The organism is Devosia sp., assembly GCF_028290625.1.
Classification (GTDB): Bacteria; Pseudomonadota; Alphaproteobacteria; order Rhizobiales; family Devosiaceae; genus Devosia.
The window spans coordinates 156,526-163,116 of the sequence record NZ_JAQGJM010000037.1 but is presented as its reverse complement, the minus strand read 5'-3'; the positions used below and the strand labels follow the sequence as shown (position 1 = coordinate 163,116).

The 6,591-nt window shown below is 61.5% G+C and carries 5 protein-coding genes and 1 pseudogene; 3 read left to right on the top strand and 3 right to left on the bottom strand.

Annotated elements, in window-relative coordinates:
- Both JWR51_RS21035 and JWR51_RS21030 read left to right on the top strand, forming a co-directional pair.
- Nucleotides 1-656, top strand: a pseudogene (locus tag JWR51_RS21035) (sugar ABC transporter substrate-binding protein); the annotation flags it as partial.
- A 97-nt stretch (nt 657-753) separates the two neighbouring features.
- Complete coding sequence (locus tag JWR51_RS21030; RefSeq protein ID WP_299752313.1) at nt 754-2,289, top strand: aldehyde dehydrogenase family protein; 1,536 nt, start codon at nt 754-756, stop codon at nt 2,287-2,289.
- Nucleotides 2,290-2,346: 57 nt separating this feature from the next.
- Here JWR51_RS21030 and JWR51_RS21025 read toward each other — a convergent pair whose 3' ends face one another.
- A complete protein-coding gene (locus JWR51_RS21025) occupies nt 2,347-2,784 on the bottom strand; it encodes a VOC family protein (protein ID WP_299752310.1) in 438 nt (145 codons plus the stop codon).
- A gap of 37 nt (nt 2,785-2,821) precedes the next feature.
- Nucleotides 2,822-3,985, bottom strand: a complete 1,164-nt coding sequence (locus JWR51_RS21020; RefSeq protein WP_299752307.1) for a Gfo/Idh/MocA family oxidoreductase — start codon at nt 3,983-3,985, stop codon at nt 2,822-2,824.
- 139 nt (nt 3,986-4,124) lie between these two features.
- Between JWR51_RS21020 and JWR51_RS21015 the strand changes: the two genes are divergently transcribed.
- Complete coding sequence (locus JWR51_RS21015; protein WP_299752304.1) at nt 4,125-4,820, top strand: hypothetical protein; 696 nt, start codon at nt 4,125-4,127, stop codon at nt 4,818-4,820.
- 54 nt (nt 4,821-4,874) lie between these two features.
- Here JWR51_RS21015 and JWR51_RS21010 read toward each other — a convergent pair whose 3' ends face one another.
- Nucleotides 4,875-6,470: a choline dehydrogenase gene (locus tag JWR51_RS21010; RefSeq protein WP_299752301.1), complete on the bottom strand. Its 1,596-nt coding sequence runs from the start codon at nt 6,468-6,470 to the stop codon at nt 4,875-4,877.
- Nucleotides 6,471-6,591: the final 121 nt, after the last annotated feature.

Sequence of the window (6,591 nt, the reverse complement as noted above, 5' to 3'; positions counted from 1 at the left end):
CGACCGGTGGCGTGGAATTCCACAAGGCGGCAATTTCCAACCTCGATGCAGCCGCTCTGTCGAGCGACAACATGATCAAGACCTTCGACACCTTCCGCAAGGTCCTGAGCTATGCCGACGCCAACGCCTCCAACCGCGACTGGAACCTTGCCACCGCGATGGTGATCGAGAACCAGGCGGCGTTCCAGTTCATGGGCGACTGGGCCAAGGGTGAGTTCAGCGTTGCCAACAAGACTGCCAACACTGACTACATCTGCGCACCGGCGCCGGGCACGCAGGGGACCTACATCTTCCTCGCTGACTTCTGGGGCTTCTTCCCGGTATCGGATCCGGCGGCGAAGGCAGCACAGATGGAAATGGCCACGTTGACCATGGATCCTGCGGTGCAGACCGAGTTCAACATCCGCAAGGGTTCGATCCCGGCCCGCATCGACATCGATCCTTCGGCATTCGACGCCTGCGGCCAGGCCGCAATCGCCGACCGTGCAGCGGCCGGCGAAACCGGCAGCATCATTCCCTCGCTCGCCCAGAACCACGCGCAGTCGCGCGAGGTTCGCGGCGTGTTCGAGGACGTGATCACCACCTTCGCCAACGATCCGTCGATGACTTCAGCCGATGCGGTGCAGCAGCTTCAGGACGGCCTCGCTTCGCTGTAACATGCAGGCGGAAGCGCAACGAACCGGGACGGGGCCGTTGGCCCCGTCCTTTTGCTTGGCGGACGGCGTTGGTCGTCCTCGACAACAGGTGACAGACATGAATTTTCCGATCCACCCGGCCAGCATATCGCGCTTCATGCGAGCGGACCTGCCGACGCGACCCCACCAGTACAAGATGCTGGTCGACGGCAAATGGACGCCATCCCTGTCCGGCGAAACCTTCACTCGGCAATCGCCCGGCAACGACATGATCGTGGGCGAGTATGCCAAGGCTGGCGCTGCCGACGTCGATCTGGCGGTGACCGCCGCGCGCAAAGCCTTTGACGCCGGGTCCTGGGCCTACATGGCCGCCGAGGATCGCGCACGCATCCTGACCCGGACTGCCGAGCTTATCCGCCAGAACGCCGATCGCATCGCGCTGCTTGAGGCGCTCGAAAGCGGCAAAGTGATTTCCCAGGCCCGGGCCGAAATGGATTGGTCCGCCAACCTCTGGGACTATTGCGCGGCGGTGGCACGCACCCTGCATGGCGACAGCCACAACAATTTGGGCGCCAACCTCATCGCCAACGTCATGCGCGAGCCGATCGGCGTCGTGTCCATCATCACGCCATGGAACTTCCCGCTCCTGATCATCTCGCAGAAGCTGCCCTTTGCGCTCGCTGCAGGCTGCACCGCGGTGGTCAAGCCGAGCGAGTTTACCTCGGCGACCACGCTCATCCTGGGGGAATTGCTGCTGGAGGCCGGGCTGCCGGCAGGCGTCGTCAATATCGTGACCGGTTTCGGCAATACGGCCGGGCAGCGGATGCTCGATCACGCTGCCGTCGACATGATTTCGTTTACCGGCTCGACCAATGTCGGCAAGCTCGCCGTACGGGCTTCCGCCGGCACGCTCAAGAAGGTCTCGCTCGAGTTGGGCGGCAAGAATGCACAGGTGGTCTTTGCCGACGCAAACCTCGAGGAAGCAGCGGACGCCATCATCGAGGGTGCCTTCAAGAATGCCGGTGAAAGCTGCAATTGCGGCGCCCGCCTGATTGTTGAGCGCTCGGTCCGCGACGAACTGGTGGAACGCGTTGTGGAGCGGGCCCGGCAGGTGCAGGTCGGCGATCCGCTCGACCCGGCCGCCCAGATCGGCGCTATCATCAATCAGGCGCAGCTCGACAAGATTGTCGGCTTTGTCGATGGTGCCAAGCGCGACGGCGTCGAGGTGCTGCTGGGCGAGGGCAGGGTGCCTTCCGATGCCGGTCTCTTCGTCTATCCATCGATCCTCATGGGCGTCGATCGTCACATGCCCGTCGCCAATGACGAGATCTTTGGCCCGGTATTGTCGGTCATGACTTTCGAGACTGCGGAGGAGGCGCTATCCATCGCCAATCAGAGCGAATACGGCCTGTCGGCGGCGGTTTGGACATCGGACTACGAGACGGCCATCACCTTTAGCCGCCGCCTGCAGGCCGGCACGATTTGGGTCAACACCTATTCCTCGGGTCCGGCCGAATTGCCTTTTGGCGGCTACAAGCAAAGCGGCATCGGGCGCGAGAATGGGCGAGCGGGGGTGGAGGAATTCACCGAGCTCAAGACCGTGCAGTTCCATTTCGGCGGCCGGCAGAACTGGTGGGCCAACGGCCGCCGTTGACTGTCGCGATCGCATGAAGAAACGCCGGGCAATAGGCCCGGCGTTTCTTTTTTCAAGCTAGCCCCGGCCGTCGGGATAGATGGCCGGTCCCTTCAACTCGATCTTGTTGCCGAACGGGTCGAGAAAATAGAATGACTGACCGACACCCCGTGCGCCGCCATGCATGGCTTCGCGGTCGATCTCGATGCCACACGATTGCAGATGCGCCTTCACCGCCTCCGGATCGAACGGGTTGACCGCGATACAGACGTGATCGACGTTCCGCCCGCCTGAGATGGGCGGCACCGCATCATGTGCGCCAGGATGCGATATGTCCCAAAGCACGATGAGGGCGGAGCCGCACCAGACCTGTTCCATACCCAGGTCCGGGTAAGAGTAGCCCGACACACAGCCCAGGCCGTCTACGTAGAATTTGAGGGCCTGTTCCATGTTGCCGACCAGGAACACGACATGGTCGATGCCGACGATGGAATAGGGAGGACGCGTTGATGTCATGTTTCGTTGCGGCTCGCGCCGCCCTTTCGGTGAAGTGTCAATTGTGAACGCGTTCCCACTGTCGCGACGCGTGTGAGGCCATGCTGGCCTCTACCAGGGCAACAATCCGCTTGGCATCGGCGAAAGTGGGCCAGGCCGGCCGATTGAGCGCTATCGACTCGATGACCTTGGAGACTTCGAGCGTCTTGATCTCGTTATAGCCAAGACCAAAATTCGGCAGCGGCAGGAAGCTGGCATAGTCCGGTTGCTCTGGACCAACGTCGATGGCCCGGAAGCCTTGCTGGCCAGCCGGGTCGGAGAATTTGAAGACGTTCAGGCGGGTAATCTCGTCATAGTCGTAGGTGATGGAGCCCTTGGTCCCATAGATTTCGTAGCGCTGCATGAAGCGCTTGCCGGTGGCGATGCGGCTGAAATCAATGGTGCCGACGGCGCCGGATTTGGTGCGACAGATCACCATGCCCAGATCGGGGTTAGTCACCGTACGCGTTTCGGTCGCGGCACCCGTGGCCACCTGGCCATAGACGGCGCCGGCGACATAAGGACGGGTTTCGAAAATCACGGGGCAATGAGCGGTGAGTTCATCGACCTCGCCCACGAGATAGTCGATGAAGCTGAAAACGTGCGAGCCGGTGTCGCCGACAATTCCGGTGCGCGCCTGCTCGCCGTCTAGCCGCCAGATGAAAGGGGCATCCGGAGAGCCGTGGGTATCGACATGCTGAGTGGCCCGGAACATCGTGATCTCGCCGATCTCCCCGCCTTGAATCAGCGAACGCGCCAACTGGTGGGCCGGATTGATCGGGAAGGAGTGGCCGACCCTGGTGATGACGCCTTTCTCGGCGGCGAGGCGTACTAGTTCGTCGGCTTCCTCATTGGTGTCGGTAAACGGCTTTTCGCAATAGACGTGCTTGCCCGCGAGCAGCGCCGCTTTGGCCGCCTGGTAGTGGAACTTGTCGGGCAGGCAGATGTCGATGAGATCGACCTCCGGATCGGCAATGGCGGCTTCCCAACTGTCCGATATGTTCTCTACCTGAAGCGCCTTGGCGGCCTTGGTGACGGCCGTAAGGTCGGCGTCGACCAGCCATTTGATCCTCACCTCGGCCGGCAAGCCGGGAAACTGGCGGGCAAGGCCACTATAGGCGTTGCTGTGCACCCGGCCCATCCAGCCACACGCGCCCAGCACGGCGACGACGATCGTTTTCATTGTTCCCTCAAGCCTCTGTCGCCACCCTGGTGGCATTTTCGACGCTCGCTAGCCGGAAATTCAGCAAACGAGCGATTGAAAATTGCATCGATCTAATTTAGCGTCAAGCGGCAATCTACTGCACCTTTAGGAGACTTCCTTGCCCGACCAAACCAATCGATCACGCCCCCTCTGTTTTTCGGATGGCTACATATCAGCCGTGCTGTTCGAAAACGTGGAGAACCTCGAAGTCAGCGGCATCGTCGTCAATCTCAGCCCCGAAACCATCTGGATCGAAGGCGTGGTGAACGCGCCTATCCAGCGTTGGCGGTCGACCACCATCACGGCCAAGAAAATTCTCAAGGCCGACCGGATCGCCGTGCTCAAAGTGGAGCGCGCGGAGAATCTGGGCGGCGTCATGCATCGCGGCTGGAGCTGGTTTGGCGACATTTTCGCCGGTTTCCCACGCGAGACGCCGCTCTACGTGTCTTCCATCGACACCATCGGCACGGTCGAGGAAGATCCCAGGGCATTTACCCGGGAAGTGAGCACCAGGTCGGCCAAGCAGACCTTCGAGCTCAAGCTCAAGCTTTGGTGGTCGCCGGCCCAGACGGATGCCTTCATTCACAACGAGCATCCGTTCCTCGAGACCCATACCCAGATCCATGGCTTCGGACGCATGCAGAAGTTCCGCGAGCGCGATGCTGCGACTGTATACGAGGATGTCATCATGTCGCCCGGCTTCAGCCACGAGGCCTTCTGCCTCGTGACCGGACCGAACCAGTGGACCTACCCCTGGCATCGCTACTATGCCGACACCGATGCGGTCTGGCTGGCGGTCGAGCTTCACCCATAGAAAAACGCCTGGCGGGATCAGCGCCAGGCGTCCACTTCGCAGCCGGTTGGAAGCTCAGACGACCGCACCCGCCAGCATGATGGCAGCACCCTTCTCGCCGATCATGATCGATGGGGCATTGGTGTTGCCACTGACCAAGGTCGGCATGATCGATGAGTCGATCACCCGCAGCCCCTCGAGTCCGCGTACGCGTAACTGAGTGTCGACCACGGCCATGTCGTCATCGCCCATTTTGCATGTGCCCACCGGGTGATAGTCGGTCTTGCTCCATTCCCGGACATAGTCGGCGATCTCGGCATCTGAGCGGATGCCCTTTCCCGGCATGTATTCCGCTTCGATCAGATCTGCGAAGGCCGGCTGCGCCAGGATTTCGCGCGACTGCTTGAAACAGGCGATCGAACGGCGCAGGTCTTCATCGACGCCGAGGAAGTTGGGATCGACCAGCGGCCGGTCGATCGGATTGTCGCTCATCACCGTGACGCTGCCCCGGGCCTCCGGACGCAGATAGGCGGTATTGAGCGTCATGCCGTGGCCGGCGATCTTCTTGCGCCCATGATCGACCACATAGGCGGGCAGGAAATGCATCTGGTTATCGGGCCAGTCATCGTTGCCATCGGTGGCCAGGAACGCGCCGCCCTCGCAGACATTGGAGGTTACTGGGCCGGTCCGATAGAGCAGATATTGCAAGCCGTGCTTGATCGACGGTATCAGCTTGTCCTGCCCGTCATAGCTCATCGGCTTTTTCAGCGTGGCCACTGCATAGACGTCCAGGTGGTCCTGCAGGTTCTTGCCGACACCAGGCAGGTCATGCATGGGTTCGATGCCCACGGCCTTGAGCTCGTCGGCGGGTCCGATGCCCGAATGCAGCAGCAGCCGGGGCGAACCGATGGCGCCACTCGAAGAGATGACTTCGCGCGTCGCACGGGCGGTCTTGAGGTCGCTGCTGCCGCCGATCGTGTATTCTACGCCTGTAACCCGACCGCCACTGATTAGCAGGCGCAAGACGCGGGCCAAGGTGACCACGCTGAGGTTCGGGCGCGACTGCACGGGCCGCAGATAGGATACCGCCGAGCTGCCACGCCGCCGGTTACGCTGCGTGACTTGGTAGTAGCCGATGCCGTGCTGCTGGGCGCCGTTGAAATCGGGATTGAACGGATGGCCCGCCTGCTGGGCAGCCTTGACGAACAGGTCCGTCAGCGGCAGCGGGCTCACCTGATCCGAGACGGCCAGCGGGCCGTCGTCGCCATGATAGGGCGCGGTAAAGCGCTGGTTGGATTCGGCCTTGCGGAAATAGGGCAGGCAACCTGCGTAGCCCCAACCGGCATTACCCAGCGATTCCCATTGGTCGTAGTCGTTTTTGTTGCCGCGGATATAGACCATGGCATTGATCGAACTGCCGCCGCCCAAGGTCATGCCCTGGGGATAATGCATCTCGCGATTGTTGACGTGCTTCTGCGGTGTGGTCCGGAATTCCCAGCTTACCTTGGGCCCGACGAGCTTGGAGTACCCCGCGGGATAGTGAATGAGCCGGGAGGTGTCGGGCCCGCCCGCTTCCAGCAGCAGCACCGTGACGGTGGGATCGGCGCTGAGCCTGTTGGCCAGCACGCATCCAGCTGAGCCGCCGCCAACAATGATGTAGTCGAAGTCCATTTGCGAAAACCTTAGCTTGGATAGGGCCATGTGTGTGGCGAAGACGAGGCTATGCGTAGTCATACTCGACGGTCCCAACTAGAAGAGCAGCCTCCTCCGATCCGGAATGATTTGACAGCGG

Excerpts from the sequence above, each read along its gene's own strand:
- JWR51_RS21010 (WP_299752301.1), bottom strand. The coding sequence starts at position 6,470 with ATGGACTTCGACTACATCATTGTTGGCGGCGGCTCAGCTGGATGCGTG.
- JWR51_RS21030 (WP_299752313.1), top strand. The coding sequence starts at position 754 with ATGAATTTTCCGATCCACCCGGCCAGCATATCGCGCTTCATGCGAGCG.
- JWR51_RS21020 (WP_299752307.1), bottom strand. The coding sequence starts at position 3,985 with ATGAAAACGATCGTCGTCGCCGTGCTGGGCGCGTGTGGCTGGATGGGC.
- JWR51_RS21025 (WP_299752310.1), bottom strand. The coding sequence starts at position 2,784 with ATGACATCAACGCGTCCTCCCTATTCCATCGTCGGCATCGACCATGTC.